The organism is Cupriavidus sp. 09_S30 (assembly GCF_056930435.1).
On record NZ_JBXOWI010000002.1, the window covers coordinates 1,459,820 to 1,485,650 of the forward strand.

Consider the following 25,831-nt stretch of genomic DNA (forward strand, 5'->3'; position numbering starts at 1 on the left):
TTGCTAGGACGCCTTCGCAAGCGCCATCTGTGCCATCGTTGCAATCCGCCGGATGCCATCGGTCAGGTGTGTGCATGACAGCGTGGCACCACTGATGTTGCTGATATCGTCGCCGATGCGCAGCGGTGCGGCGGCGGACTTTCCTGTGAACTGCGCACGCCATGGCTTGCCGCGCACCTCGTAGCCGTGGCTCTCGCGGTAGTTCAGGATTTCCACACCGCGGATTTCACCGGTGGGGCTCAGCGCGACCGCATAGTCGATCAGTTCGAACTTTCCAATGACGGAATCCGTGACGACGTAGCCCAGCAACGCCGATCCCTGGCGTGCCTGCCAGATCCGCCAGGCACCAGGCCTGGCCGGTCCGCCGGCGCGGTCGGCCAACTGCCGCAATTGATCAGGCGACAGCGCCACCACCATCGGGGTGAATTCGGTCGCGCTGGCGAAGAGGGACTTCTGCCCTTCTTCGACGCTCATATACTGCACGGCGTATGCGCTCGTCACGACAATGCCGCAACCAGCGATGGCTGCGCTGCACACCAGCGCAGTACGTGGAAGGCTGTATCGCATGCTCACTATCTCCCGCTAACATTCATCAGAAGTAGACGCCCAGGCCAAGGTTGAACCGGTTGAAATTCTTGTTGATGCGGAACCACTGGTAGTCCATCTTGAACACCACATTCGGGTTCAGGTAGAAGTTCAGACCGGTTGTCCAGACCGTATCGTAAGGCTTGGCGAAAGTAGCGCCCGTCGAGGTGACGGGCTGGCTTGGCGTTGCCGAGAATCCCGGTGCGATGCCTTCATACTTCGCCCCCATGTTGTAGCGCTCGAAGCGTGCGAACGGCACGGCGCGATACTTGTCGTGCTGCCAGACATTGTAGGCAGCCTGGAGGTACCAGCCGTAGAACGACGCGGGCATCGGGTTGGCAGTTCCCGGGAACTGCGCGTTGACTTGCGCGGTATTGCTGATACTGCCTTGCGCGTACAGTGCCGAGAGATCCCACTTGCCCGGCGTCCAGCGCGCATGCGTTTCCCAGAGCGTGGCACGCTGGTTGCTCGCGCCTGCCGCCGGGACAGTGTTGCCCGTGAAGACGGAGCCGCCCAGCAGCAGGCCAGGCACACCGCGATAGTTCAGCGAGACATACTGCGAAGCGTTCTTCGCGTTGGCCATCGACATTTCCTGGTGCGTGGCCTGGAACGGTGCAACACTGTTGGTCTGCAGTTCCAGGGCGGAGTTGTACAGCGGTGTCTCGGTGGTGAAGTTCCACTTCGACAAATCCATCCCCGTTGTCAGGCCCACGTTCCAGTCCAGCCCGAAGTCGGTATTGCCATGCAGCGCGAAACCGCCTTCGCGCCAGGTGCTGGGGATGATCAGTGTTTCGACGAAATTGCGATAGACGCCATAGTAGGCGGTGGGCTCGTGGTGTTCGTTGATCAGGCCCACCGGCATCAGGAACAGGCCCGCCGTCATGCCGACCTTGGGCGTGAACATGTGGTCCACGTAGAACTGCTCGACCTCGAATTCACCGGAATCGGACGACGAGGCGATCGCATGCTCGAGTTCGAACTCCGAGGCAAAGCGTGTCTTCTCATCGAATTGATAACCGAAGCCGAATACCGCGCGCGCGATGTCGGCGCGCGTGTCGTTGGTGTTGCGGGTCGGACGCGAGTAGGCGATCTCGCCGTAGCCGAAGATGCTCAGGTTATCGAGCGGCGACGGCTTGGCCACCACCTGCTGGATCGAATCCTGGGACGCCTGGATCTGTGCCACCTGTGCGGTCTGCTCGGCCTGTTGCTTGGCCTGGGTCTGCTGCTGCGAGGCCAGCGTGACGTTCTGCTCCTTGAGCGCCTTGAGCTCGGCCTGCAGCGCCTGCAGTTGGGTAGCCATGTCGTCAATCTTGCGCTCGAGCTGCTGCACCACCACGGGGTTGGCGCCTGTCGTGGCGGCGAGCGCCGGCGAGCCGGCTGCGGCAAGGACCGCAGCGGCGATCATGGTTCTTTTCATCTCACTCCCTTTGCTGGTTTTTCTCGGATTTGCGTGTCTGATGACTTATTTGGCGGCAGCAGCAGTACCGGCGCGCGTGGCCGCAACGCTGGCCTCGGTGGAGTTGCACTGCGCCGGCATCTGGTAGGCGGAAGGATTGGCGGGATCAAAGCCGTCGGTCAGCGTGCACAGGAAGCGCACGACGTCGGCAATTTCGCTGTTATTCAGGGTGGGCGCGAGGCCCGGGATGTACGGCACCTCGCTGACGTTGACATTGCCGCTGTAGGCAGTTGGCAAGTCGTTGAACGGGATGTCGGCGGAGCCGTCGGCTTTCCTGTACCAGCGGCCCGGATCGGTGTCGCGGGTGATGTACCACGCCACCACTTCCTCAAGTGTGTTGAACACGCCGTTGTGGAAGTACGGTCCGGTCAGCGCGATGTTGCGCAGCGTGGGCACCTTGAACTGGCCGCAGCGCGCCGTGCTCGAAGCCAGGTCGGTGCGCAGCGGGCCGCACAGGCCCAGGTCGTAGTAATCATGGTTGGGTTCGCCCAATGCGGTGCCATTCTTCGGCACATAGTCGAGCGTACTGCCATCGATGTTGGCCGGGATCTTCCAGTTGCGCGGGATGCCAACGTTGTCATAGCTGAAGTCTGTGAACAGTGCCGGCGTAGTGGCGGTGGCCGTCGACACGTGACAGGCCGTGCAGTTGCCCTTAGCCGGATTGTTGAACAGCGCCAGGCCATTCAGTTCCTGCGGTGTCAGTGATGCAGCGCCCTTCAGGTAGGCGTCGTACTTGCTGGAGAACGGGTGGAATGCGGGCTCTTCCTTCTGGTACTGGGCCAGCGCCTGGCCGATGTTGTGCAGGGCTGTCGTGGCGTCATCCACCGAAGCCTTGCCGAATACCGCCATGAACTGGTCGATGTAAGGGCGCGTCAGCAGCCGCCCGAGCAGTTCCTCGGGCGAGGCGTTGGCCATCTCGAACGGTGTGAAGAACGGCTTCTCGGCCTGGTCGGCCAAGGTAGGGGAGCGGCCGTCTCGAAAGAAGCCGCCGACCGCCTTGCCATCTTTCCCAATGCTGAAGGCCGGCGTGAACTGGTTGTAGGCGAGTGCCGGCGTGTTGCGCAGTCCGGGCAGGTCCATATTGGGCCCGCCGAGCGGCACGGCCAATGGATCATCCCCGGCAAAGGCACGGCTTGCGACGTGGCACGTTGCACACGACTGTTTGCCGGAGGCCGACAACGCCGTGTCGGAGAAGATCTTCTCCCCGAGTTGTGCCATCGCAGATAGCGATGGGTCTGTCACAGGCGAAGTCGCAGGATTGCCGCCACCCCCACTATCGCCACCACCGCACGCCCCCAGGCACATTGAAATGACGATGGCTCCCCACAACATCGCGCGGCGCACGGCCGACTCTCCCCTTTTCTGGCTCATTTTTTTGATTGATTACGCAAATCACAACGATTCGCGTTTCGGATGTGGAGTATAGATTTCCGAATGGATTGCATTCAACTATTTCATGATGCGACGTGCTGGTATTCCGTTGTCACGTAGCGGCCAAGAGACAAGTCTCGGCTGAGGAACATCCGCCATTGGTTTAATTGTCCCTATTCAGCGACAATCACCGGCCTAGCCGGCCGATTGTAGAGATCTCTACAAAATTGAAGCAGTGATTACGGCCAGCTAAGCTGGGCGCATGAACGCTCTTCATTCCATCCCCGAAGCCACCTGGCTACTGCTCGTCGTGAGCCTCCCGACATCGGCCGCCACACCGCGCATGCGGGCTGTGGCGCGGCATCAAGTCGTTGGGCGGCGCATCGCTGCGCGACGGCGCCTATCTTCTGCCCAACTTGACAGGACTGCGTGCGCAACTCCAGGCGCTGGCAGACGACGCGGCCAGCGAGAACGGCAAAGTCTGGATTCTGTCGGTTCAGGCTGCCAATTCACAGGAGGATGCCGAGTATCGAGCGCTGTTCGACCGGAGCCCCGAATACGGGGCCTGGATGGCGGAGCTTTCGGGTGCTCGTGCAGCGCTGGGGAGCGCGGACGAAGCAGAACTTCTGCGCATCGCTCGGCGCCACGGCCGGAGCTTCGATGCGATCCGCAAGATCGACTTTTTCCCCAACGATTCGTCAGCCCGCGCGGAAGCGCAATGGCGCGATTTCAACGCGGCCATCGACATCATGCTGTCGCCGGGCGAACCCCACGGCGTGGCGGGCAGCATCCCGCGACGCGACCCCGCCCAATATCAGGGCCGACGCTGGGCGACCCGGCGGCACCTCTGGGTAGACCGCGTTGCCTGCGCCTGGCTGATCCGGCGCTTCATCGACCCCCATGCCACCTTCCTCTGGCTCGACGACGTCCGCAAATGCCCGGACGACGTGTTGGGTTTCGACTTCGATGGCGCGACGTTCACGCATATCGGCGACCGCGTTTCGTTTGAAGTATTGCTCGCCAGCTTCGGACTCGATGAGGACAAGGGACTGGCCCGCCTAGGCCAGATGGTCCATGTACTGGACATCGGCGGCTCGCCCGTTGCAGAAGCGAGTGGCTTCGAAGCGGTGCTGGCTGGCGCGCGTGAACGCCTGCCCGATGACGATGCACTGCTGGATGAAGTCGGCCATGTCCTCGACTCCCTTCACGCGCATTTCTCAAGCTCGCGCAAGCGCTAGATCGTTGCCAACCCAGCAGAGTCAGATATTCCATCACAAGAGACAAGATGAACTCGCCCCAACCATCTGATACCTCTGCGGCCCAATCGGGGCACGAACGCCCCGGCTACACGCTGCGGCAACTGGTGATGTACTTCCTGCGGCTTGGCACCTTCGGCTTTGGCGGTCCGGTGGCGCTCGCCGGCTATATGCACCGCGATCTGGTAGACGCTCGGCAGTGGATCACCGATGCCGATTACAAGGAAGGCCTCGCACTGGCCCAATTGGCGCCCGGTCCTCTGGCGGCCCAACTCGCGATCTACCTCGGCTATGTGCACTTCCGCATTCTGGGCGCTACGCTGGTCGGCATCGCCTTTGTGCTGCCATCGTTCCTGATGGTAGTGGCGCTCGGCTGGGCCTACGTGCGCTTCGGCGGCCTGACCTGGATGCAGTCGGTGTTCTATGGCGTGGGGGCTGCGGTGATTGGCATCATCGCGATCAGCGCCTACAAGCTGACCAAGAAGAGTGTGGGCAAGGACAAACTCCTGTGGTTTGTCTACCTGGTTCTCGCCGCCGTCACGGTGGTCACCGAATCGGAGGTGGCCTGGCTGTTCCTCGCGGGCGGCATTCTGGTCTGGTTCTGGCGCGCCCCGCCCAAGTGGATACGGCAAGGCAGGATGAACGCCATTGCGGCAACACCGCTGCCGGCGGCAAGCAGCATGCTGAGTACGGTGGACTGGCCGTTGCTTGCGCAGATCGGTGTGTTCTTTACCAAGGCCGGTGCGTTCGTCTTCGGTTCCGGGCTTGCCATCGTGCCGTTTCTGTATGGCGGCGTGGTCACTGAACACCACTGGCTGAATGACAAACAGTTCGTCGATGCCGTGGCAGTGGCGATGATCACACCTGGTCCGGTTGTCATCACGGTCGGCTTCATCGGCTACCTGGTCGCAGGCCTGCCCGGCGCGTGCGTCGCGGCGGCCGGCACGTTCCTGCCCTGCTACCTGTTCACGATCCTGCCGGCGCCCTACTTCAAGAAGTACGGCAAGCTACCTGCGATCCTGGCCTTTGTGGATGGCGTAACGGCTGCGGCCATCGGCGCCATCACCGGCGCAGTCATCGTGCTGGCAAAACGTTCGATCGTCGATATGCCGACCGCGCTGCTGGCGCTTGTCACCGTGGCGCTGCTGCTGAAGTTCAAGATGCTGTCCGAGCCCATGATTGTTGTGGGTGCGGCGTTGATTGGACTGGTCGCCTATCCGTTGCTGCATCACTGAGATGCCACAGGAGATCCCATGACTTACCAGATGAAGCCACTTGCTTGCGATCCGACAGGCCTGTCTGGCCTGTCCGAGAAACTGATCCTCAGTCACTACGAGAACAACTACGGTGGCGCGGTCAAGCGCCTGAACGCCATTACGGCGGAGCTTGCCGCATTGGAGTTGGCGACAGCCCCCGTATTTGTACTCAACGGGCTGAAGCGCGAGGAGCTGGTCGCAACGAACTCGATGATTCTGCACGAGGCGTATTTCGACAGCCTCGGTGACGGCGGGCCGCTGGAAGGCGACGTCAAAGCCGCCATCGAACGCGACTTTGGCTCGATCGCCCGCTGGCAGGCCGAATTCACTGCCATGGGCAAGGCGCTTGGCGGCGGCTCAGGCTGGGTGCTGCTCACCTACTCCCCACGCGACCGGTGGCTTGTCAATCAATGGGCGTCTGATCATTGCCATACGCTCGCCGGTGCTACGCCCATCCTGGCGCTCGACATGTACGAGCATTCCTACCACATGGACTACGGCGCCAAGGCTGCAGCCTACGTGGACGCGTTCATGCAGAACGTGCATTGGGCGCGCGTTGCCGAGCGCCTGTGTGCTGTACAGCGGTAGCCTGAACTCAACCTGCCAATCGAACGGAGGCCGTCATGCAGTGGATTACACGGGAACGACCCAAGATCGATCGTATCGCCTGCCCATGGCTGATCGCGCGCTTCATCGACGAGGCACCTGACTTCCTGTACGTGCCATCGGGCGACGTGATTCGCATCGCCAATGAAACCGGTGCGATTCCGTATGACATCCCGGGTGTCGAGCTGACGCATGTGGGCGAGTTGTGCAGCTTCGACGCGTTCCTGGACAAGTACAGACTTGCTGGTGACTCGGCCCTGCAGCAAATGGCGAGCATTGTGCGCGGTGCGGACACGTCGTGCCTGGATCTGACACCGCAGTCAAGCGGGCTCTACGCCATTTCACTCGGGCTGTCCCAGGTGTTCACGAATGACCACGAGATGCTTGAGCACGGCATGGTGATGTACGACGCGCTGTATGCATGGTGTCAAAGCTGCCAGGCGGAGACTCATCGGTGGCCGCCACAGATGTCCGCTTGAGCGCATCGGGAAAGCCAGTCTGACTGCGGTTCCGAGGAGCCTGGCCGCGGCGGTCAGCCCGGTGCTTGCGGGTGGCCTGATGGTCGTGGGCTGGGTCAGCGCGCCGCTGCTGGTCTGTGGATTGCTGAAGATCGGCTATGACATCGCCATTCTGATCGCTTTCAGGCGTGTCAGGCCACTCAACTGAACGGACATCGGCGTCGAGCCAGTCTCCCTCTTTCGAACGGTGACACTGGAGTGAAGAATGCGAATGGCAAAGCAAATAGTTCTGGCCCTTTCCTGCTTTGTTGGCGCTTGCACCATCGCCATGGCAGCGCCTGCAGAACGGCGGGCGACGCTGGATACCGCGCGAATCGAGCAAGTCACCGGTCTGAAGGGCAGCTTCTCTGAGGCCGAAAACGTCTTCAAGGTTTCCAAGCCGCGTACGGATATTCCGATCAAGGTAGACGGCGCACTCATGCCCCCATTCATGGGGCTGACTTCGTGGGCGGCGTTCACGCCAGCGCACGGACGCGAGGTCATGCTGATGGGAGACACCGTCCTCCTCGAGGACGAAGTGAATCCAGCCATGAGCGCCGCACTCGATGCCGGGCTGGAAGTCACGGCGCTCCACAATCATTTCTTTTTTGACCAGCCAAGGGTGTACTTCATGCACATCGGTGGCATGGGCGACCCTGAGCAGCTCGCCGGCGGGGTGAAGAAGCTGTTTGACAAGGTCGCTGAAATCCGCGCCGCCAATCCCTCGGTCGGGTCCGGCTCCCCAGGCGTCCTCCCGAAAGAGAGTGCGATCAGTCCAGGCCCCCTGGAAGTCATTCTTGGGAGAAAGGGGCAAGCCAGCAACGGGATGTTCAAGGTTGTGATCGGGGCCAAAGCAAGCATGCACGGAGTGACCATCGGCAACGAAATGGGCGTCAACACCTGGGCGGCGTTTGCCGGAACAGACGACAACGCGGTCGTGGACGGCGATTTTGTGATGCGCGAGGACGAGCTTCAGCCGGTGCTCAAAGCGATGCGATCAGGTGGCATCAACATCGTTGCCATCCATCAGCACATGATCGACGAACAGCCGCGCTACATGTTCCTGCACTACTGGGGCAAAGGTAAGGCGACAGAATTGGCGGCAACCGTCAGGAAAGCCCTGGACGCGCAGGCCAGCGTGCACAGGTAGTAGTGCGTGGAGCGAGGGATGAACAAGAGGCGCAACCCATACCAAATTCAATCGCGGCGATGCGGAATCCTGTACGGTTTGGCCTTCGCTCTGATCATGTTGCTCTTGCCTGCGCCAGCCCTGCCCGCGACAACGGCACTACCGTCTCGGGCTTTGCCGCTCCAGCACGTCGGCGACTTTCCATTGCCAGGCGGCACGACGCGTTGGGACTATCTCAGCCTCGACCCGACCAGGTCAAAGCTGTTCATTGCGCACCTTGGCGATAGCACGGTCGTCGTCATGGACACCAAAACCAAAGCCATCCTGGCAACCATCGGCAATGTCGGCCATGTGCACGGCACGTTGGCCGTTCCAGAACTCAATCGCGTATTCGCGTCAGCAACCGCGACTGACGAAATCGTGGCAATCGATGCATCCACACTCAAGATCGTGGCACGCATCCCTGGTGGCATCTATCCCGACGGTCTCACCTATGCCCCCGAAGCCGGCAAGCTGTACGTCTCCGATGAGAATGGCAATACCGAGACCGTCATCGACGTCCACACCAACCAGCGTGTCGCCACCATTGAGTTGGGCGGCGCCGTGGGTAACACACAGTATGACCCAGTCTCAAAGCATATCTTCGTGAACGTCCAGGGTCGCCGTTCGCTGGTCGAGATCGATCCGCTCTCGGACAAAGTCATTGATCGCATCACCTTGCCGGGAGCCGAAGGCAACCACGGCCTGTTGATCGTGCCGGAGTTGAGGTTGGCCTTTCTTGCCTGCGAAGGGAACGATCGCCTGTTTGTACTGGATCTGAAGAGCAGGCAGATCGTCGCGAACTTCGGGGTCGGCCGGGAGCCGGACGTCCTTGGCTACGACGCGGCGCTCGGCCGAGTGTATGTGGCAAGCGAATCCGGAGTGCTGTCGATCTTCAAGGTCGCGGCAACGGGCGTGACAAAGATCGGGGAAGGCTTTGTGGGAACAAACGCGCACAGTTTGGCGGTCGATCCCGCTTCGCATGAACTCTACCTTCCGTTGAAGGACGCCGCTCATCAATCCGCGATGCGGGTCATGAAGCCTTGAGGTTATCGGCGTGGATTAAGGTCACAAGCCCCCCCCACTACTGGCTCGCCCTCAAGAGAGACCTCCCTGCAGTTCCGCCGGTGTCTTCAACTAGGTGTGCTAGCAAGTGGCATAGCGTTCGTGGCTGCGCCTGCTCACGCATGGAATGCCGACGGCCACCGAACCATTGGTAGGCTGGCCGATGCACTCTTAGCGGGAACCCACGCCGAGACGGCGGTCCATGAGATTCTCGGCATGAATCTCCCGCGAGGCCGGCGGCCGACGAACTTCCGGGTTCGGCCATCTACGGCCGTTCGACCTCGCTCCCTGGCGGACATTCGACAGTCGGCTCCGCTCAGGTATCGGACGCTCGGTGCGAAGCAAGTCGGCTCACCACGTATCGTCACGACTTGCGCTTGAAACCAGCCAGACCCGCAATCCACGTGACTTCCGGCCAGAATTAACAGCAACGACCGAAACGCAGATCGGCAGGCCGCGTAGGCCGATGCCGCTTCGACGCCCTGGCGCTGTCCTGGCTGACGGTATGATTGCCAAAGCCTAACTTTCGCCAAGGGCGACTCTGCGGCCGCTGCCGGAAAATTCCACCATGCCAATCAACATCCGACCGCCCGATGGTCAGCCCGCCATCCCGCCCCAACCCCCGGACAGGCCGCGTCGGATACGCTACGCCGGCCCACTCGGCCTCGGTCTTGCGGTCGCCCTCCTCGGGCTTGCAATCTATCTCTTCTGGAAGACCGATCCCGGACAGGCACGTACCGCCAGCATTGCGTGGTATCGCTCCGCGCCTGAACTCGCGGCCATCGTCATATTCCTCGCCACCTATCTGGTCGTCGCCGTCGGCAGGATCCCCGGCCTGCATCTTGACCGCGCGGGTGCGGCCCTGCTAGGCGCCAGCCTGATAGTTGCCTGTGGGATCATGACGCTGACGGAAGCGTACCAGTCGATAGACATGGACACGATCACCCTGCTGCTTGGGATGATGATTGTGGTGGCCAATCTGCGGCTGTCAGGCTTCTTTCGGCTGATTAACGGCTGGGTCGTGACACGCGCGTACCATCCGATCATCCTGCTGACAGCGGTGACGTTCGTTTCGGGTCTGTTTTCTGCGTTTCTCGTCAACGACACGATCTGCCTGGTGCTCACGCCGCTGGTGGCCCAGCTCGTCACCCAACTGCGACGCAACCCGGTACCTTACCTGCTTGCGGTTGCAATGGCGTCGAACATCGGTAGCACCGCGACCATCACCGGCAATCCGCAAAACATGATCATCGGTAGCCTGTCGCATATGCCGTACGGGACGTTCGCTGCGGCGCTGGCACCGATCGCTGCCATTGGCCTGCTGCTCACCGTGGCGCTGATCATGCTGTCGTTTCGTGGCGAGTTCTTGACCCGTGACAGGCTCCACGCCGAGCCGGAACCCGCCCGTGAGAATCGCCCACTGGTGATCAAATCGGTAGGCATGACGCTCGCGATGGTGGTCGGATTCTTCGCCGGCCTGCCCGCACCCACGGTGGCGATCGTCGCAGGCGCGCTGCTGCTGATCACGAGACGAGTCAAGGCCGCGAAAGTCTACCGCGAGATCGACGGGCCATTGCTGATCATGTTCGCCGGGCTCTTCGTCGTGGTCGCCGGACTCGAGAAAGCCGTGCTGTCCCCGGAACTCATTGCTGCGGTTGGTCGCACCCATCTCGACAGCCTGCCGGTCCTCAGTGGCATTACCGCCGTGCTTTCCAATATCGTCAGCAACGTGCCGGCGGTCCTCGTCCTCAAGCCGTTCATTGCGCACCTGCAGAACCCGCAGCACGCCTGGCTTACCGTGGCGATGGCATCCACGCTCGCCGGCAATTTCACCATCCTGGGGTCGGTCGCTAACCTGATCGTCGTGCAGGGCGCACGCGCACAAAACGTCGAAATCAGCTTCTGGACGTATTTCAGAGTCGGCGCGCCGCTGACAGTGCTGACGATAGCGGTCGGCGTGCTGTGGCTCGCGTTTGCATGAAGCCACAATGTCGAGACTCGCGTACCACAGGCCCGCAGCATGACTGTTGTACCTCGATAGCTGCCGCTCACATGATGAGGCATGCAACGGCAGAGATGGGTTGTTCTGAGTCCGTCACACGCCCCGCAGGTTCCGAAGGAATGCCGCCGGAGAGGTGCAGACCTCAAGTCTGGTTCGCGGTAGGTGATATGGGGACGGTCGGCAGTGAAGCCACGGGGCAAGCTCGATCTGAAGATCGTACTCGGAATTAAAAGTCTCACCGTTGCCGGTGTGAGCGCGGTCAGGCGCCTTCTTTGTCCGGCTGCCCCTCGGCCCCCGAGCGGCAGCCGCTTCAGCGCTCCGCAACCAAGGCGGAATCGGGGGGACGGCGGAAGCTGATGGCGAGCCGGTTGTAGGCGTTCATCAGACTGATGGCCATCGTAAGGTCCGCGAGCTCCTTCTCGCTGAACGCCGCCGCGGCAAGCTGGAAGTGCTCGTCCGGTACATGGGTGTCGGCCACGCGGGTGACCGACTCCGCCCATGCCAGTGCGGCGCGCTCGCGATCGCTGAACAACGCGCCCGCTTCATGCCACGCTTGCACAAGTGCCAGTTTCGCGGGCGTGACGCCCTTCTTGATCAGGTCGCGGGTATGCATATCGAGGCAATAGGCGCACCCGTTGATCTGGCTGACGCGCAGATAGACCAGTTCGACGAGGACGTCTTCCAGGCCCGACTGCATGACATAGCCATACACGCCCCCAAATGCCTTTACGCCGCCCGGCGATGCCTTGGTGTAGTCCAATCTCATTTTCAAGCTCCTTACTTGTCGTTGGTCGTCAGTGCCGTGTCGTTCGAATCGACGACAAACACTGCCAGCAGTTTTGCCGGCTTGGTCTTGCTCGCATTGCGGCTGACCGGATGGCGCGAGCCAGGCTCCTCGAAGAACGCTTCCCCGGCCTTGTAGACGCGTTCCGGCTCGTCGTTCACCTTGCTGGCGATGCTGCCCGAGACCACGTACGCATAGATGAACGCAGACTTGGCGTGAGTGTGAGGCAGCGAAGCGCCTCCGGGTGGATAAAAGACTTCCACGGCGATCAGCGATTTGCCTGGAATGTTCAGAATGGCGCGTGAGAAATTCGGCTTGACGATATCGCCAGCGCCATGGGCAGCGGTGCCGTGCGCCGCGGCAACCCCGGACATGGCCAGGCCGCCAGCGGCAACAAGTGAAAGAAAGGTTCGTGAAATCCTCATGATCAGCTCCTTGATAGCTCCTTGGTGGCTAGAATCATGAATCAGCCGTGGTTCACGAAAAAGAACCAAGAACGCGAAAACTTGATGCACCAGCCGCCATGACGAACATCCTGGAGCTGAAGCTCGACCGTGCTTCCAAGACAGCACTTGCGGAACAGATACGCCTAGCTATCACCGGCGCCATCGAGAGTGGGGTACTGCCCCCAGGTGCCAAACTCCCGTCTTGGGTAGACCTTTCCGCTCAGCTTGGTGTGGCGCGCGGCACCGTCAAGACCGCCTATGAACGGTTGAGCGATGCGCAGTTGGTTGTCTCGTCTCGCGCTGGGGGGACCAGAGTCTCCGAGCACGCGCCCAGCGTAAGTCCCATCAAGGAACGGGCGCGGTCAATCGAGACGGACCTGCAGTCGGCGCTGTACCAGCACTTCATGCCCGGCCCAGCGGTATTCCAGATGGGCGTGCCGGCATCGGACTGCTTTCCGGACACGTTGTTTGCACGGCTGCGCGCCCGGGCGGCACGCGACGAAGTCGAAGCGCCTGCATGCTACCCCGATCCGCGCGGGGAACATGAACTCCGCCGGGAAATTGCCGCACATCTGGCCTTGTCACGCGGCATCGAGTGCCAGCCCTCGCAGATCTTCATCACGGCCGGATTCTCCGGAGCGCTCGGTATCACGCTACGCGTGCTTCAGCTCGAAGGCCGCAAGGCATGGGTCGAGAATCCCGGATATGCCCTGAGCCGCAAGGCCCTGGTCATTGCCCAGCTCACGACGGTTCCGATACCCGTGGATGATGAGGGAATCGATGTCGGCTACGGCAAGACGCATGCACCGGATGCCGCATTGGCCCTCGTCACTGCGGGACAACAGGCACCTTTGGGCCGGACCTTGTCGCTCGCCCGCCGGCTGAAACTCCTGGAGTGGGCAGCCGGGGCGCAGGCCTGGATCGTCGAAGACGACTACCTGGGCGAGCTGCAACTCAAACGCCGCGCGGCGCCCGCCCTTGCATCGCAGGATCGCACGCGGCGCGTCATTCATATCGGGACGTTCAGCAAGACCATCAGCCCGACCCTGCGACTGGGATTTGTGGTGGTGCCCCCCACGCTGGTACCCCGCTTCGATGAAGCGGCAGCGTGCCTGACTTCCGCGCCGGGGCCGGCAGTACAGATGGCGACGACCGAGTTCATGCGTGACGGGCACTACATGCGGCACCTGCGCCGCATGAAACGCATCTATGCGGGCCGCAGCCAGGCACTGATGACAGCGCTCGAGTCCCGAGGATTCGAGGCCTATCCGGCCGGTCTTGCAGTGATGGTGCGGCTCGCCGATGGCGCCGACGACAAGCGGATCGCCCGGGAATCCTATGCCTACGGAATCGCGCCCGCGCCGCTTTCGGTCTGGTACTGCTCCGAGTCCACGCAGCGCTCGGGGCTGCTGCTTGGCGTGGCGACGGCGATTGAACAACAGATTCCAGCAGCCTGCGATCGCTTGCATCAACTCATTCGCAAGTTCAACTGAGGCGAAATCGGTCGAGAGTCGTGGCGCCGCGGCCGTTGCTGTGGAGGGATGCCTGAACGTTGCTCTCCCTCTAAGGAGCGCCACTGGACGAAATCGTCCGCTAACCATAAGCCCGAATGCGGCGCGCCAGAAAGCGCAAGCCGCGCCATTCCCATGCTCTACCCCGAACTGTTCAAATCGTTGGAGGCGGTCCGCTGGCACATGGACAAGGACATCCCCGGAATACCTTTGACGCGGGCCTGCTCGCCGACGACCAGGCGAAAACCATCCGCATGAATGCGATCACAGAATGGTCGGCCCTGCCCGCCACGGAGATGTTCCTGCGCGACAACCGCTTTTCCGCGTTCATGAGCATCTGGTTCTTCGAGGAGCAGAAGCACTCGCTCGTGCTGATGGAATACCTGCGCCGCCTCCGCCGGGACCTGGTGCCGACCGAGGAATAGCTGCACGCCGTGCGCTTCGAGTTCGATTCGGCCCCGCCGCTGGAAACGATGATGCTGGGCCAAAACCTGAATTCGTTCATGAGGAGGCCTGTCATGCTGAAGCTCAAGCGTGAGTGAGAAATATCATCCTGTACTTGAGCCGCTCTCGGTGTGAGCCGCTCTCGGTGGCTGCAACCCCAGCCGAGCCTGTTCGAGTTCGATTTTCTTGCCCCTCGCCTCGCACTGCATGAAGATGGTGTAGCCGCCGGTTTCAAGCAACTCCGCGATGCGACCACCTCCTGTGGGCAGCCCTATTGAACTCAAGCAACCCTAGCCCCCCGGACGGACAGACGGAAGTTCACCGGAGAGCACTGGATTTTTTTCTATTGGCAGCCAAAGTAGTTCCTGATGGGGGTCGAATGCAAATCAACCCCACGTAAAGTAGCCTTCTGACATCTTCTGGCCAATTTGATCGGGTGTAGAGCAACCCTATCAGCCGCATTGACAGCCGGCTAAGGTCCCCAGCACCGCATTCGAGCCAGGGCATCAAAGTGAGTGACACATCATGCACACCGTAATCAGGGCATATTCGGGAGTAGGCGCTAAGGAACTCTTTGATTTGCTGGAGAGGCGCACTCCGGAGATCGAATCGCTGATGCGCTCGGTCCAAGGCTTTGTCAGCTACACACTGGCCCGAAGTGAGGATGGTGAATTTGGCTTCTCAGTTACCGTTTGCAGTGACAAGACGGGCGTTGATGAAAGCAGCCAGAAAGCCAGGGACTGGATCGCCCAGAACGCTGCAGGCAATGACGCAAGTGCCCCGACGATCTCGGAAGGACTTGTGATCCTGCACGTCAAGTAGCCGGTACTACGTGCTGCCCCGATCGAGCGCAGAGTTGGAGGCCGTCAACGACCGATGAAGAGCGGGACGGACTACCTGTATTTGTCGGGAATCTCCCACCGGCACCCTCGCCTCGGCGGACCGAGTTCGGCCACAAACGGTCCTTGACAATCTATCGGACAATGTCCGATGAAGAGCTGCAGATTCAACCGGTCGATGCAACACACTAAAGGCTTTGCGAGCCTGAGGGGTGCTGCATCGACCGGTTGAATCCACAGCTATTCCGCCTTGAATGAGTGGAAGGCGCGCCGGCGTGCAAAGCCCCGGAGAGCGGGGTCAGCCCAAACTCGTCCCTTCGGACGAGGACGGTGTCCCTCTGGTGCCGCTAGCCTGCATTTTTCACAACGCAAAGTCCAACAGCATGTCCGACGCATACATCATCGACACCTGCCGCACGCCGCGCGGCATCGGTAAGGTCGGCAAGGGCGCTCTTGCCGACTTTCATCCCCAGCACCTGGCGGCTACCGTACTCAAGGCACTGGCCGAGCGCAACCAGATCGACACCGCCGAGGTGGACGACGTGATTTGGGGCACCTCGACGCAGCGCGGCAAGCAGGGCTCGGACATGGCTCGCATGGCACTGTTGGACGCCGGCTACAGCCACCTGGCCAGCGGCGTCACGCTGGACCGCTTCTGCGGATCCGGCATCACTGCTGTGAACCTGGCGGCCGCGACCGTGGCAGCGGGCTTCGAGGACCTGGTCATTGCGGGCGGCTGCGAGATGATGAGCTACACCAGCTACGCTGGCCGATTCTGGCTCGCCGAACATGATGGACGCGGGCAACCTGCGGCTGCGCCGCAACGTGCCGCAGTCGCACCAGGGCGTTTGTGCTGACGCTATCGCCACGCTGGAAAGCATCCCGCGCAACGCGCTGGACGAACTGGCGCTGCTGAGCCAGCGGCGTGCCGCCGCGGCCATCGAGGGCGGCCATTTTAAGCGCAGCCTGGTGCCGGTCTACCGCGAAGACGGCAGTCTGGCGCTGGACCGCGAGGAGTTCCCTCGCCCGCAGACCACGCTAGAGGGATTGGCCGCACTCAGGCCGGCATTCGAAGCCATGGCGGAGCGGCCGCTGGACGAGCAGGGAAATACCTATGCTGGCCTGATCCGCCAGGTCTACCCGGACCTCCGGATCAACTACGTGCACCACGCCGGCAACAGTTCTGGCGTGGTCGACGGCGCGGGCGCACTGCTGCTTGCCTCTGGCGACTATGTCAAGAAGCGCGGCCTCAAGCCCCGCGCGCGCATCGTGGCCATGGCGAACGTGGGCGACAGCGCCACGCTGATGCTCAACGCCCCGGTGCCGGCTGCGCGCAAGGTGCTGGCTAAAGCCGGGCTGACCGTGAATGACATCGACCTTTGGGAAATCAACGAGGCGTTCGCCGTGGTGGCCGAGAAGTTCATTCGCGACCTGAAACTCGACCGCGCAAAGGTCAACGTCAACGGCGGCGCGATGGCGCTCGGTCACCCCATTGGCGCTACGGGTTCGCTGCTGATCGGTACCGTGCTCGACGAACTGGAGCGGCGTGACCTCAAGCGCGGTTTGGTGACGATGTGCGCGGCCGGCGGCATGGCCCCGGCCATCATCATCGAGCGAGTCTAAGCGCTCGCCTTACTCTAGGGATCCTTGGCCAGCGCATGCCGGCCGAGCGCCCGGCTGGCCAGCACACGGAGATCAGGTCGAGCCGGGCCCCACCCCGGCATTGCTGACGAACAGCTTGTCGGGATTGCCAAAGCCGTTAGCCTCGCGCAATTCTAAACTTATGGAGATATCGAAAATGCTCGCAGTAGTAGCACAAATCAAGGTGAAAACCGGGTCTGAATCTCAATTCGAAGAGGTGGCGGGCCAACTGGTGTCGGCCTCCCGGCAGGAAGAAGGGTGCCTGGAATATTGACTTTGGCGCACCGAAGAGGCCGGAACCTATGCGTTTGTCGAGCGCTATAAGGATGCTGCCGCCGTTGAGGCACATCGCAAGTCTGATCACTTTCGCACCCTAGGCCGGGCAATGGGCGCTTTTATGGACGGGGCACCGACGGTACTTCGGTTGAGCGCCGCGTAAACAGAAGGTGCATTGACTGCCGACGTTTCAGTGGAAAGCGAACACTATCGCCCTGCTGGCGGAGGTCCGCTTTTCGATCTCGGACGTCCGGAGGCACAGCCGCCGACGTCCGAGATCGGCCAGAAGCGGCCCTTGGGGTAGTTGCCTGAATCCGTCACGCGCGCTTGCCGCTTACGTCAAGCACTCGGGTGGAGACGTAGGTGCGGGCCCCGTCTGGCCATTCCACGCGTACCTCGGTCGGGCTCACGACGCGGGTAACGGTCAGGCGCTTGCCGCGAAATACCCAACTGGTGCCGGGCTTGTACAGGCTCGCGCGGCATGCCGCGCGGCGTTGTCTGCTGTTCATGGTTGGGGGTCCGGCCCGCCGTTCGGGCGGGCTGTGGTTTTCGTCAGGTGGGTGAGCGTCGGTCGCGCGCTCGACTCAGGGACGGCGCGTCAGGCAGGCCAAAGCTTACACGACCCCGCCCGGGAGCCGGCCGGTGTCGGAGTCCGGCCAGAAGCACTCATCGACACCCGCTTAAAATTCGTTGAAAATTTCCCGCTGCCGGACGGTCCGGTGCCACGGAGACGAGGGTGACGATCCCAGAGTTCGAGCAAATTGACGCAATACTTTCGGGGCGTGTGTGGAACCTAGTCCATCGTTACTGTGATGGCGCCTGGAGCCACCTGCCGACGTGTTGGACTGCTTTGTTTCCCGATATCGTTGCGGAAGCCCGGCGCCGAGGTTTGGACTGCTTTGTTACCGCAAAGCCAAGAGCTGAAGGCTATTGGTTGGTACAAACAGAATCTGGTTACGCCACCTTCTATTTGGAGCGGGGCATCCGGATGTACCACAAAGAATTCGACCAACTTGAGCAGGCCTTTGAAGCATGGCTGGAGCAGGAAATGAACTCTCAGCAGCTTCCCATAAGGCGATAGCGTCCTGACGGCGTTCTAGCTAGCGCTGGCGGGAGTAGGGCGAACTGCGGTCCGCTACCCGGGCACTAGGGCCGGGTCCGGCCAAAAGCTGACATTGAGAAAGTCATACCGAGCGACTGCTTGCGCTCCGAAGGACTCCACTTTGAGCCCGGAGCACCACTTCGATCCTAGACCGTCCCACAAGGTCTGGGGTCCATGGGAGGGTTAACCGATCCAGCCAACCGCACTTGTATCAATTCCAGCAGCGCCCGGACACGCGCAGTCACGGAATGGCGATGGCTGTATGCCCCCAGCAATTGCAGTGGCGCGGGACACAGGTCCAGTGGTACCTCCTGCAATCGGCCCGTAGCAAGGTCTTCCTGGCAGGGATAGGCCGCCACAATCGCGAAGCCGATGCCTTGCCGTGCGCCTGCCACGGCCAGTTCTCCGCTGTTGACGCGGTAGCGGCTGCGGACCGGCACCTTGACGATTTCGCCCGCAGCGTCCTGAAACTGCCAGGGCTGGCCCTTCAGCGCACTGAGGGTGGTGATGCAGGGCAGAGACTTCAGTTCGCGCACATGGCGTGGCATGCCGGTCCTGGCCAGCAAGGAGGGGGCGGCAACCACGATGCTGGGCAGTGTGGCGAGTTCGCGGGTGATGAAAGTACTGTCCTCCTGATGGCCCCGGTGGAAGACGATGGAAAGGTCGACGTCCTCTCGAAGTACGTCCAGCCCGGTCATCCGGGTATCGCATTCGAGCTCGATGCCTGGATGGAGGCTACAGAATTCGGCGAGGATGGGAGCCAGCAGCCTTGGTGCCTCCCCAGGCATGCACATCTTCAGAGGACCACGCAGTTCGCGCTGTACCGCACCAAGCTCTTCCTGCGTGGAGAGCAGGGTGTCGAGCAAGGGCTTTGCTCGTTCGTAGAGCAGTCGACCGGCTTCCGTCATACGCAGGTGACGGGTGCTTCGCTCCAGCAGGCGTGTGCCGAGTCTGCGCTCCAGTGCGGCAACGTGGCGGCTGACGTTGGAGGAAGGCATGGCCAATAGACGCGATGCGCCAGCAAAGCTCTGCTCATCAACAACTGCCACATAGACACGGACAGTATTCAGATCGAGTGCATCGCGCATTGATTATCCCGTTTGAGGTATGAAAACGTCCCATTTTTGCATGCTAGTTCTCTGTAGTGGCGAAATTTAAGATGCCCTTTTGCCCGATGTGACGCGGTGGACCGTGCACCGTGCACCGGGCACCGTATGAACAAGGAGAGCTTCAGCGTGGAAATTGGAATACTTGGCGGCGGCATTGCGGGCCTGAGCGTGGCACTGGCATTGCGCAAGCAGGGTTACAACCCTCGGGTCTATGAGCGCCGTGCGGTGCCGGCAACCATGGGGGCCGGCGTGACGCTCTGGCCGAATGCCAGCTTTGTGCTGGAAGAACTGGGACTGCTGCAAGACATTGAGGCCATTGGCGGTCGACCGCTGACAATGCGTCGCCAGGATGCTGCGGGAAATGCACTGGGGGGCCTCGATATTGGTTTGCTGGACCGGACGATGGGATACCCAACCTACACGGTGCTGCGCAGGCACTTGCAGGAGGTGTTGCTGGACCATGCGGCACGGGCGGGGATTCCGGTGGAGTTCGGGCGCCGGGCGGTGGCCATTGAGCTGGATGCTCATGGCAGAGCCGTGGCCCATTTCGAAAATGGCGCGAGCATCCGCCCGGATCTGCTCATTGGCGCCGACGGCCGCATGGAGTCAGTGGCGCGCAAGTTTGTCGCGGGTGACAGCACACCAATCTATCAAGGCTTTGTTAACTGGATCGGCGTGGCGCAGGGGCCGCATGCGCTGGTGGACGATATTTCGATTCAGGACTTCTGGGGGGCGGGCGAGCGCTTTGGTTGCGTGGCGATTCGACCCGAACTGGTGTATTGGGCCGCGGCGCAGGCACGGCCCCTAAATGAGGCCACGCCCACCGCAGATATGCACAAGGAGGTCGAGAATCTGTTCGCGGAATGGCCTGAGCCGGTCTCAAGCATCATCCGTGCCACGCCCGAGAATGCCATGCGGCTGATTGCGGTGCATGACCTGGAGCCGCTGCATACATGGAGTCGGGCGAATGTACTGCTGGTCGGGGATGCCGCACACGCGCCGTTGCCGACGTCGGGGCAAGGAGCCTGCCAGGCGCTGGAGGATGCGTGGCATTTGGCCCGGTGCCTGGATGGTGCAAGTGGAGGCTTGGAAGAGATCTTCCAGGCGTTTGCGAAAATTCGCGCCCCCAAAACCGCAAGGCTGGCGGAACAGGGCCGGGTCTTCGCACGCGGGTTGTTCGCCACAGATCCTGAAACCTGTCGCATCCGCAACGAGAGGGCCAAGGCGTCCGATCCTGTGCGTGACGTGCAGGTCTTGGCAGCCGGATGGGGACAGGGTCTACCGATGCCTGGTGGCGCTGACAGCACGTCAGTGGAGGGAGGCGGCTTTGGCAGCCTGTACCGCATTGAATGATGTGTGCTGGATTCCGCACGGATAGAAAGTCATGTCCCCAGTGACGAAAGCCGAGCGGCCGGCTGACCTTTACAGGCGCTGGATGTGGTTCATCGGGTTTTATGCAAACGCCTCTTTCCACGCATCCGGTCAGCTTGCATGTGGGCACCAGCCGGTAGGCGTTACATAGCAGACATTGGTCATCGAAACTCGAACGGCGGCAATGGGTCGGGAACTGCTCGTGAGACGCTCGCTCGCCGACGGCGGACACCGGAGGCCAGTTTGAGACAGTCGGTCTCAGATCATCGATGACGGCGTTGGGATGACAAGCGCCCACCGGCGCCAGCACCTCAGTTGACCGAAGCTGGCCAGCAGACTGACAGTCGCAGCGCACTCCGGTGTGCCGTATCCCTAGGGGCGGCCATCGGCAACCTGTGTCGCCGCTCGCATACTATGAAGTGAGTGCACGGCCGAAACAAAGTGCCAGCGGGGATGTCTTCGACGATAAGGGGTGAATAATGAGACACACTTCATTCCGAGGTGGCGTTATGGTGACGCCCCTCACGGTGCTTCGAATCGCAGCGGCAGCAATTTTCCTTTTCGCATTCGGAAACTCTATCGCGGCCGACGCCACTGCCCAGCCTGGCCCTATCCAGCAGGAAGGCGACATCACTGTTCGAGATTTCCACTTTCAGAATGGGGATACACTCCCCGAAGTCCGACTGCATTACACCACCCTTGGCACGCCGCAGCGCGATTCCAGCGGTCATGTCACGAATGCAGTGCTGCTGCTTCACGGCACGAACTCAACAGGTAAATCATTTCTGGCCCCGGCAATGGCGAGCGAATTGTTCGGACCCAACCAACCGCTTGATTCCGCGCGGTATTACATCATCATTCCAGATGGGCTCGGAAGAGGCGGTTCTAGCAAGCCAAGTGACGGGCTGCGGGCACGTTTTCCGAAATATGGGTACGGCGATGTAGTCAGTGCTCATTATCAGTTGGTTCACGACGGTCTACACGTCGATCATCTTCGCCTAGTGCTAGGCACCTCGATGGGGGGGATGCAAGCATGGATGTGGGCAGAGCGTTATCCGGACATGATGGACGCAATCATGCCCATTGCTTGCCAACCGATACAGATTTCCGGCCGCAATCTCATCTTCCGCCGCATTCTCACCGAGGCAATTCGCAACGACCCTGATTGGATGGGCGGGGACTATATGACGCCACCTCAGCACTGGGTTTTTACAGCGCCACTCTGGCCCGTCATTTTGGACAGCGCAGTTCGCCTGCAGGCCCGAGGGTCGACCCAAAAGGCCGCCATCGATACTTACGACCGGATGGTCGAAGCAGCCAGGAAATACGACGCCAACGATTTTCTCTATTGGCTCGAATCCTCATGGGATTATGACCCGCAACCCACGTTGAATCAGATCAAGGCGCACGTCGTCGCCGTCAATTTCGCGGACGACGTCATAAACGCAGCAGATCTAGGCATCGTCAAGACGCTGGTCGAATCAGTTCCGAGGGCTCAGTTTGTATTGATTCCGGAAGACGCCAGGACAATCGGCCACCTGACGCTGTCTCTGGCGGTAGTGTGGAAGCCTTACCTCGAACGGCTGTTACGCGAATCCGCTCCTCGCACCGCTCGCGAGAAGTAGCGCCCATCTATTGACCTCGGCAATTGCGGACGTAGGGTACGCGGGGTGTCTCTGAAACCCAACTTCGGTCATTCGTCGGCGCTGAAGCCAAAGGCCGTTAAGGGTCGCGTACGGCCGACTGCCCTCCCCGACTTGGTGGTCTCCTCGCGCCCAGGTTCGGTCGCTCGTGACAAGTGCACCATTGACCTGAGGTAGCCCGCCAGCAGCGCGCTGAAGGTACTTGCTCACCCGAACGAATTGATCGGACGGTGGCTGCAGAGGTTGTGCTCGTCGCGGTGCTGCGGGACGAGAGCGGGCGGTCGATTTGGCTTTCGCGCGCCTATGGCTTTTCGCTCGCCAGCGCGTACACCATAATTGAGCAAGCTTAATCAGGCGCGTTCAAGGTCAGCCACTCGGCCGACAACGGCGCGAAAGCGGACCTGCTGGGCGGGTCCGAGTAGGGACACCGGACATCGCCAATATTCCATAGCATCAGTTCAGATCCATTGCGCCACGGGGCGTCCGCAACATCATGCTAAGAAACTTGATCAGCCGGAGAGGCCCCTTCCTCCTCGGTTTCGTGCTTTTGTTGACGCTGTCAGCCGGACAGGCTATTGCCAGCGACGAGCAGGTCTGGGCGGCATTAAAAAAGGGCGGCACGGTTGTCCTGATGCGTCATACTCATGTCGACATGCGAGAAGGGATAGGGCATCTCGCGCCCGGAAACTGCGCGGAGGAAGTGAACCTTTCGCCCATCGGCATAGAGCAGGCCAAGCGTATCGGTGAAGCCTTCCGTGCTCACGAGGTTGCAGTCGGGGAAGTCCTGACCAGCCCCTATTGCCGTTGCATCGACACCGGCACCCTTGCATTCGGTCATGCGACGCCCGTTCAATATCTCAGACCGCCCGGTACCGTATCGGACGAACAGGCGAAATTAGATCGCCACAGCGCTGTCCAGGAAATTCTGAAACACCACGGCCCCTCAAACTTGATCATGATTACCCATGATCTCAACATCGCCGACTTGGTGCTTGAGGGCACGGTGCCGATGGGCGAGTTTTTCGTGGTTCAACCGAAGGGGACAGATTTCGACATCATCGGCACGATTCGATTGGACAGCCAGTAACCATGGTGCAAGTGACAACGTCCAGGAAATTGGCGGGCCCCGGTGCCGCGAGCATCACTCAGCGGACTGGCAGGCGCGCCCTTGCGTGTTGACGGTCCAGTCGTAGGGGATGAACTCAATTTTCATGTCAGGAGGAATCTCCTTTGCTACGTAGCGATTGATGTACGCAATCAACGTCGGGCTTTGCCTCAGAAAATCGTCCCGGTAGAACTTGAGGATCGAAGAGACCCGCACGGTGTTCGCTGCCAGGTCGACCTGAAGGTTTCGCGGCTCGCTGAAGAAATGCCGCGCGGACGCATCGAGCTGCGCATCGAGGTGTTCACCAGAGAATGGCTGGTTTGGCAGTTGAGGACAGCCGCGCACCATGCAGTTCAGCGCGAAATGCACGCGCTCGTCCCCCAGCGGGCGGATCACGCTGTTTTCATAGGTGTACAGCGTCATTGCCTTCGCGCCGATCGAGAAGTGTCTGCCGCCAAAGAACCACAACCGTGTCAGCCAGCCCAGCTCCATCGGCCTGCCGGAGACAATGACGTTGTACATGGCGAGCGCGTTGTAGGAATTGATGTAGTAGGCCATCGCATCCGTTCGCGTCGGGAACGCAGCCGGCACGCTTTGCGGACTCACACGCCCGACGTAGTCGACGTAAGCACGCAAGTCGGTCGAGTCATTGGCGAGTTCGCAGAAGTCCACCTGCCCGTGCTCATTCACATACTTGAGAAGCACGCGCGCCCAGTGCAGGTCGGCGTCAGCGGCTGCGCCCTGCGCGGCGGACAGGGACAAACCGCTCGTCGTCAGTACGAGCAGAATCGCAAGCAAGGCGCACCGAAGTCTCCGGAGCAACATCGTCAATCTCGCGCAAATGCGTCCACGGCCTTCCGTTACAGGATGGAAGGTCGCGGCGACCGGTCGCGTGCGCGACCTTTTGCGTGCCGATGCTGGCAAGGATCCCCAACGCCCGTAGTCGGTGCAAGCGGCTCAGTTGTCTCGGTGCCCGTAAGCGGGTTCCAGAACAGCGTCGATTTGGCCCTATGGAATCGGATGGGCCGCAGAATGAAGGTATCCCGCTTCGCGTTATGCAGGCACATGGACACGGGGCCATCGGCAGTGATGACCTTGAATGCACACGCCTCGATCCGGTCCGCTTCCAGTTTGGTCGCATCCATGAAATTGTGGATGACGAACGACAGCGTGCGTACGCGCCCCCGGCTTCGGATCAGATCCTCCCGCATTGTCCAGGCTTTTCGCGCCAGCCATCCCAGGAGCGGCAACCAGAAGGCCGGGTGTCCGCACAACCAAGACGCCAGCCGGAAGGCCACCGCGGTAGGGTGAGTCCGGTCGAACACCACACCAGCCGTGGCGCGCTGCAGGGCTGCCACCAGACGCAAGTCGTCAAACGCACTATAGAGGCTTCCGTTCGCCGCCAGGCACATCGCATAGCGGGTACACGCTGGATGTCCAACAAGAGAGGCCGAAAACTGGAGGGGCGTCCCCGCCCCGCGCTCAATCTGGGCCGCGGCGGTTTCCGGGGTAATTGCCTGGCCGCGTGCACCCTGGACACCCCGGCCGATGTCAGCCTGCAACTGGAATGACGCCGTGCGGATCCGGCCAGCGTTGGCCCGGAAGAACGCGACGACCGCTGGAATCTCTTCAAAGTTTCCATCATGAACGGTGGTGTTGAACATCACCGATAGCGGCAATCCAGTGGTACGCTCCACGTAGCGCTCGCGAAGGACATTCAATTCGACTTCGGTCTGGTAGCCCCTTCGCTGCTGTGTGGTATCGACATGGAAGGCGACGTCCGCCAGTCCCGCAGCGGCCAGATCGCGCAGCAGTTCCCGAGTCGCCCGAATGCCATTGGTCATCAGCGTGGCGCGCATGCCCAACGCATGGATCCGGTGCACAATGGCGAGCAGCTCGTCACGCTTGCGCAAGGTCGGCTCGCCTCCCGTCACCTGAACGTCGGTGTTCCTCCCAAAGGCGAGGAAGATCTTCTCCACTCTCGCCATGACTTCCTCAAGAGGGATATCCCGGACCGTCTCCGAGTTCTCGGACAGGTAACAGAGCGTACAGTCCAGATTGCAGCGCTGGGTGATCTCCAGCGCCACGCAGCCGACCGGCCACCGCTGCCCCATCTGCTGGTTAGGTTGGGCAAGCCCTTCCCGGGCCATGACGGCCCGCGCGCGTTCCAAGGCGTCAGTGGGAGATTGCGGCCAAGGCTCAGCGCCCCGCGCGTTGACTTCCTCTCTGGACATGTACTGCATGATTCGTCTCCCTGGGGAGCATTGCCTTACCCTTCCCTCGGGCGCCGTAGCGCCC

Annotated in this window: 23 protein-coding genes and 4 pseudogenes; 18 read left to right on the forward strand and 9 right to left on the reverse strand. The window is 61.2% G+C overall.

All coding sequences use genetic code 11. The features are described from left to right. Nucleotides 1-3: 3 nt before the first annotated feature. Genes AC1Z3O_RS26630 through AC1Z3O_RS26640 form a run of 3 tightly spaced genes read right to left on the reverse strand, consistent with a single transcriptional unit; the run spans nt 4 to nt 3,259 of the window. A complete protein-coding gene (locus tag AC1Z3O_RS26630; protein ID WP_483519088.1) occupies nt 4-567 on the reverse strand; it encodes an FMN-binding protein in 564 nt (187 codons plus the stop codon). A 25-nt stretch (nt 568-592) separates the two neighbouring features. Further along, nucleotides 593-2,002, reverse strand: a complete 1,410-nt coding sequence (locus tag AC1Z3O_RS26635; protein ID WP_483519090.1) for a porin — start codon at nt 2,000-2,002, stop codon at nt 593-595. Nucleotides 2,003-2,047: 45 nt separating this feature from the next. Next, nucleotides 2,048-3,259 (reverse strand): cytochrome-c peroxidase, encoded by a 1,212-nt coding sequence (locus tag AC1Z3O_RS26640; RefSeq protein WP_483519092.1) that lies wholly within the window; start codon nt 3,257-3,259, stop codon nt 2,048-2,050. Nucleotides 3,260-3,674: 415 nt separating this feature from the next. On the opposite strand from AC1Z3O_RS26640, the pseudogene AC1Z3O_RS26645 reads away from it, so the two are divergent. From AC1Z3O_RS26645 to AC1Z3O_RS26680, 8 genes and pseudogenes are all read left to right on the forward strand, one after another. Beyond that, a pseudogene (locus tag AC1Z3O_RS26645) lies at nt 3,675-4,650 on the forward strand (chromate resistance protein ChrB domain-containing protein). A 47-nt stretch (nt 4,651-4,697) separates the two neighbouring features. After that, nucleotides 4,698-5,903: a chromate transporter gene (locus AC1Z3O_RS26650; RefSeq protein ID WP_483519094.1), complete on the forward strand. Its 1,206-nt coding sequence runs from the start codon at nt 4,698-4,700 to the stop codon at nt 5,901-5,903. An 18-nt stretch (nt 5,904-5,921) separates the two neighbouring features. Continuing rightward, complete coding sequence (locus AC1Z3O_RS26655; RefSeq protein ID WP_483519095.1) at nt 5,922-6,512, forward strand: superoxide dismutase; 591 nt, start codon at nt 5,922-5,924, stop codon at nt 6,510-6,512. 35 nt (nt 6,513-6,547) lie between these two features. Further along, nucleotides 6,548-7,009 (forward strand): chromate resistance protein ChrB domain-containing protein, encoded by a 462-nt coding sequence (locus AC1Z3O_RS26660; protein ID WP_483519096.1) that lies wholly within the window; start codon nt 6,548-6,550, stop codon nt 7,007-7,009. Further along, nucleotides 7,002-7,196, forward strand: a pseudogene (locus AC1Z3O_RS26665) (MFS transporter); the annotation flags it as partial. The gene AC1Z3O_RS26660 and the pseudogene AC1Z3O_RS26665, both read left to right, overlap by 8 nt. 57 nt (nt 7,197-7,253) lie before the next feature. Beyond that, nucleotides 7,254-8,177, forward strand: a complete 924-nt coding sequence (locus AC1Z3O_RS26670) for a DUF1259 domain-containing protein (RefSeq protein ID WP_483519098.1) — start codon at nt 7,254-7,256, stop codon at nt 8,175-8,177. Nucleotides 8,178-8,195: 18 nt separating this feature from the next. Beyond that, on the forward strand, nt 8,196-9,242 hold the full coding sequence (locus AC1Z3O_RS26675; protein WP_483519100.1) for a YncE family protein: 1,047 nt from the start codon (nt 8,196-8,198) through the stop codon (nt 9,240-9,242). Between the two features lie 586 nt (nt 9,243-9,828). Further along, nucleotides 9,829-11,241, forward strand: a complete 1,413-nt coding sequence (locus AC1Z3O_RS26680; RefSeq protein ID WP_483519102.1) for an ArsB/NhaD family transporter — start codon at nt 9,829-9,831, stop codon at nt 11,239-11,241. A gap of 331 nt (nt 11,242-11,572) precedes the next feature. Here AC1Z3O_RS26680 and AC1Z3O_RS26685 read toward each other — a convergent pair whose 3' ends face one another. Both AC1Z3O_RS26685 and AC1Z3O_RS26690 read right to left on the reverse strand, forming a co-directional pair. After that, a complete protein-coding gene (locus AC1Z3O_RS26685; RefSeq protein ID WP_483519103.1) occupies nt 11,573-12,034 on the reverse strand; it encodes a carboxymuconolactone decarboxylase family protein in 462 nt (153 codons plus the stop codon). A gap of 5 nt (nt 12,035-12,039) precedes the next feature. Beyond that, on the reverse strand, nt 12,040-12,420 hold the full coding sequence (locus AC1Z3O_RS26690; protein WP_483522012.1) for a cupin domain-containing protein: 381 nt from the start codon (nt 12,418-12,420) through the stop codon (nt 12,040-12,042). 149 nt (nt 12,421-12,569) lie between these two features. On the opposite strand from AC1Z3O_RS26690, the gene pdxR reads away from it, so the two are divergent. The 6 genes and pseudogenes from pdxR (at nt 12,570) to AC1Z3O_RS26720 (ending at nt 17,366) form a co-directional block, all read left to right on the forward strand. Further along, nucleotides 12,570-13,985, forward strand: a complete 1,416-nt coding sequence (gene pdxR / locus AC1Z3O_RS26695) for a MocR-like pyridoxine biosynthesis transcription factor PdxR (RefSeq protein WP_483519104.1) — start codon at nt 12,570-12,572, stop codon at nt 13,983-13,985. Nucleotides 13,986-14,138: 153 nt separating this feature from the next. Then, a pseudogene (locus AC1Z3O_RS26700) lies at nt 14,139-14,515 on the forward strand (ferritin-like domain-containing protein); the annotation flags it as partial. 457 nt (nt 14,516-14,972) lie between these two features. Further along, the gene (locus AC1Z3O_RS26705; protein WP_483519106.1) at nt 14,973-15,269 is read left to right on the forward strand and encodes a hypothetical protein; all 297 of its coding nucleotides are present in this window, start codon (nt 14,973-14,975) and stop codon (nt 15,267-15,269) included. 400 nt (nt 15,270-15,669) lie between these two features. Further along, on the forward strand, nt 15,670-16,143 hold the full coding sequence (locus tag AC1Z3O_RS26710) for a thiolase family protein (RefSeq protein ID WP_483519108.1): 474 nt from the start codon (nt 15,670-15,672) through the stop codon (nt 16,141-16,143). Next, the gene (locus AC1Z3O_RS26715; protein ID WP_483519110.1) at nt 16,076-16,909 is read left to right on the forward strand and encodes an acetyl-CoA C-acyltransferase; all 834 of its coding nucleotides are present in this window, start codon (nt 16,076-16,078) and stop codon (nt 16,907-16,909) included. The genes AC1Z3O_RS26710 and AC1Z3O_RS26715 overlap by 68 nt, the downstream gene beginning before the upstream one ends. A 175-nt stretch (nt 16,910-17,084) precedes the next feature. Further along, nucleotides 17,085-17,366, forward strand: a pseudogene (locus AC1Z3O_RS26720) (putative quinol monooxygenase). Between the two features lie 154 nt (nt 17,367-17,520). Here the strand turns inward: AC1Z3O_RS26720 and AC1Z3O_RS26725 are convergent. Next, nucleotides 17,521-17,712 carry a hypothetical protein gene (locus tag AC1Z3O_RS26725; protein ID WP_483514887.1) on the reverse strand — a complete coding sequence of 64 codons (192 nt, stop codon included), beginning with the start codon at nt 17,710-17,712 and terminating at the stop codon, nt 17,521-17,523. Nucleotides 17,713-17,939: 227 nt separating this feature from the next. Here AC1Z3O_RS26725 and AC1Z3O_RS26730 point away from each other — a divergent pair, with 227 nt between their 5' ends. Then, the gene (locus AC1Z3O_RS26730; RefSeq protein WP_483519111.1) at nt 17,940-18,284 is read left to right on the forward strand and encodes a hypothetical protein; all 345 of its coding nucleotides are present in this window, start codon (nt 17,940-17,942) and stop codon (nt 18,282-18,284) included. Nucleotides 18,285-18,451: 167 nt separating this feature from the next. Here the strand turns inward: AC1Z3O_RS26730 and AC1Z3O_RS26735 are convergent, their stop codons facing one another. Next, nucleotides 18,452-19,393: a LysR family transcriptional regulator gene (locus AC1Z3O_RS26735; protein ID WP_483519113.1), complete on the reverse strand. Its 942-nt coding sequence runs from the start codon at nt 19,391-19,393 to the stop codon at nt 18,452-18,454. A gap of 147 nt (nt 19,394-19,540) precedes the next feature. On the opposite strand from AC1Z3O_RS26735, the gene AC1Z3O_RS26740 reads away from it, so the two are divergent. From AC1Z3O_RS26740 to AC1Z3O_RS26750, 3 genes are all read left to right on the forward strand, one after another. Beyond that, complete coding sequence (locus tag AC1Z3O_RS26740; RefSeq protein WP_483522014.1) at nt 19,541-20,767, forward strand: FAD-dependent monooxygenase; 1,227 nt, start codon at nt 19,541-19,543, stop codon at nt 20,765-20,767. A gap of 527 nt (nt 20,768-21,294) precedes the next feature. Further along, entirely contained in the window at nt 21,295-22,410 is a 1,116-nt protein-coding gene (locus tag AC1Z3O_RS26745; protein WP_483519115.1) for an alpha/beta fold hydrolase, read from the forward strand. A gap of 511 nt (nt 22,411-22,921) precedes the next feature. Then, nucleotides 22,922-23,515: a histidine phosphatase family protein gene (locus AC1Z3O_RS26750; protein WP_483519117.1), complete on the forward strand. Its 594-nt coding sequence runs from the start codon at nt 22,922-22,924 to the stop codon at nt 23,513-23,515. A 54-nt stretch (nt 23,516-23,569) separates the two neighbouring features. On the opposite strand, the gene AC1Z3O_RS26755 is transcribed toward AC1Z3O_RS26750, so the two are convergent. Together AC1Z3O_RS26755 and AC1Z3O_RS26760 are read right to left on the reverse strand one after the other, a co-directional pair. Next, a complete protein-coding gene (locus tag AC1Z3O_RS26755) occupies nt 23,570-24,331 on the reverse strand; it encodes a DUF547 domain-containing protein (protein WP_483519118.1) in 762 nt (253 codons plus the stop codon). Nucleotides 24,332-24,393: 62 nt separating this feature from the next. Continuing rightward, a complete protein-coding gene (locus AC1Z3O_RS26760; protein WP_483519120.1) occupies nt 24,394-25,776 on the reverse strand; it encodes a radical SAM protein in 1,383 nt (460 codons plus the stop codon). Nucleotides 25,777-25,831 lie beyond the last annotated feature (55 nt).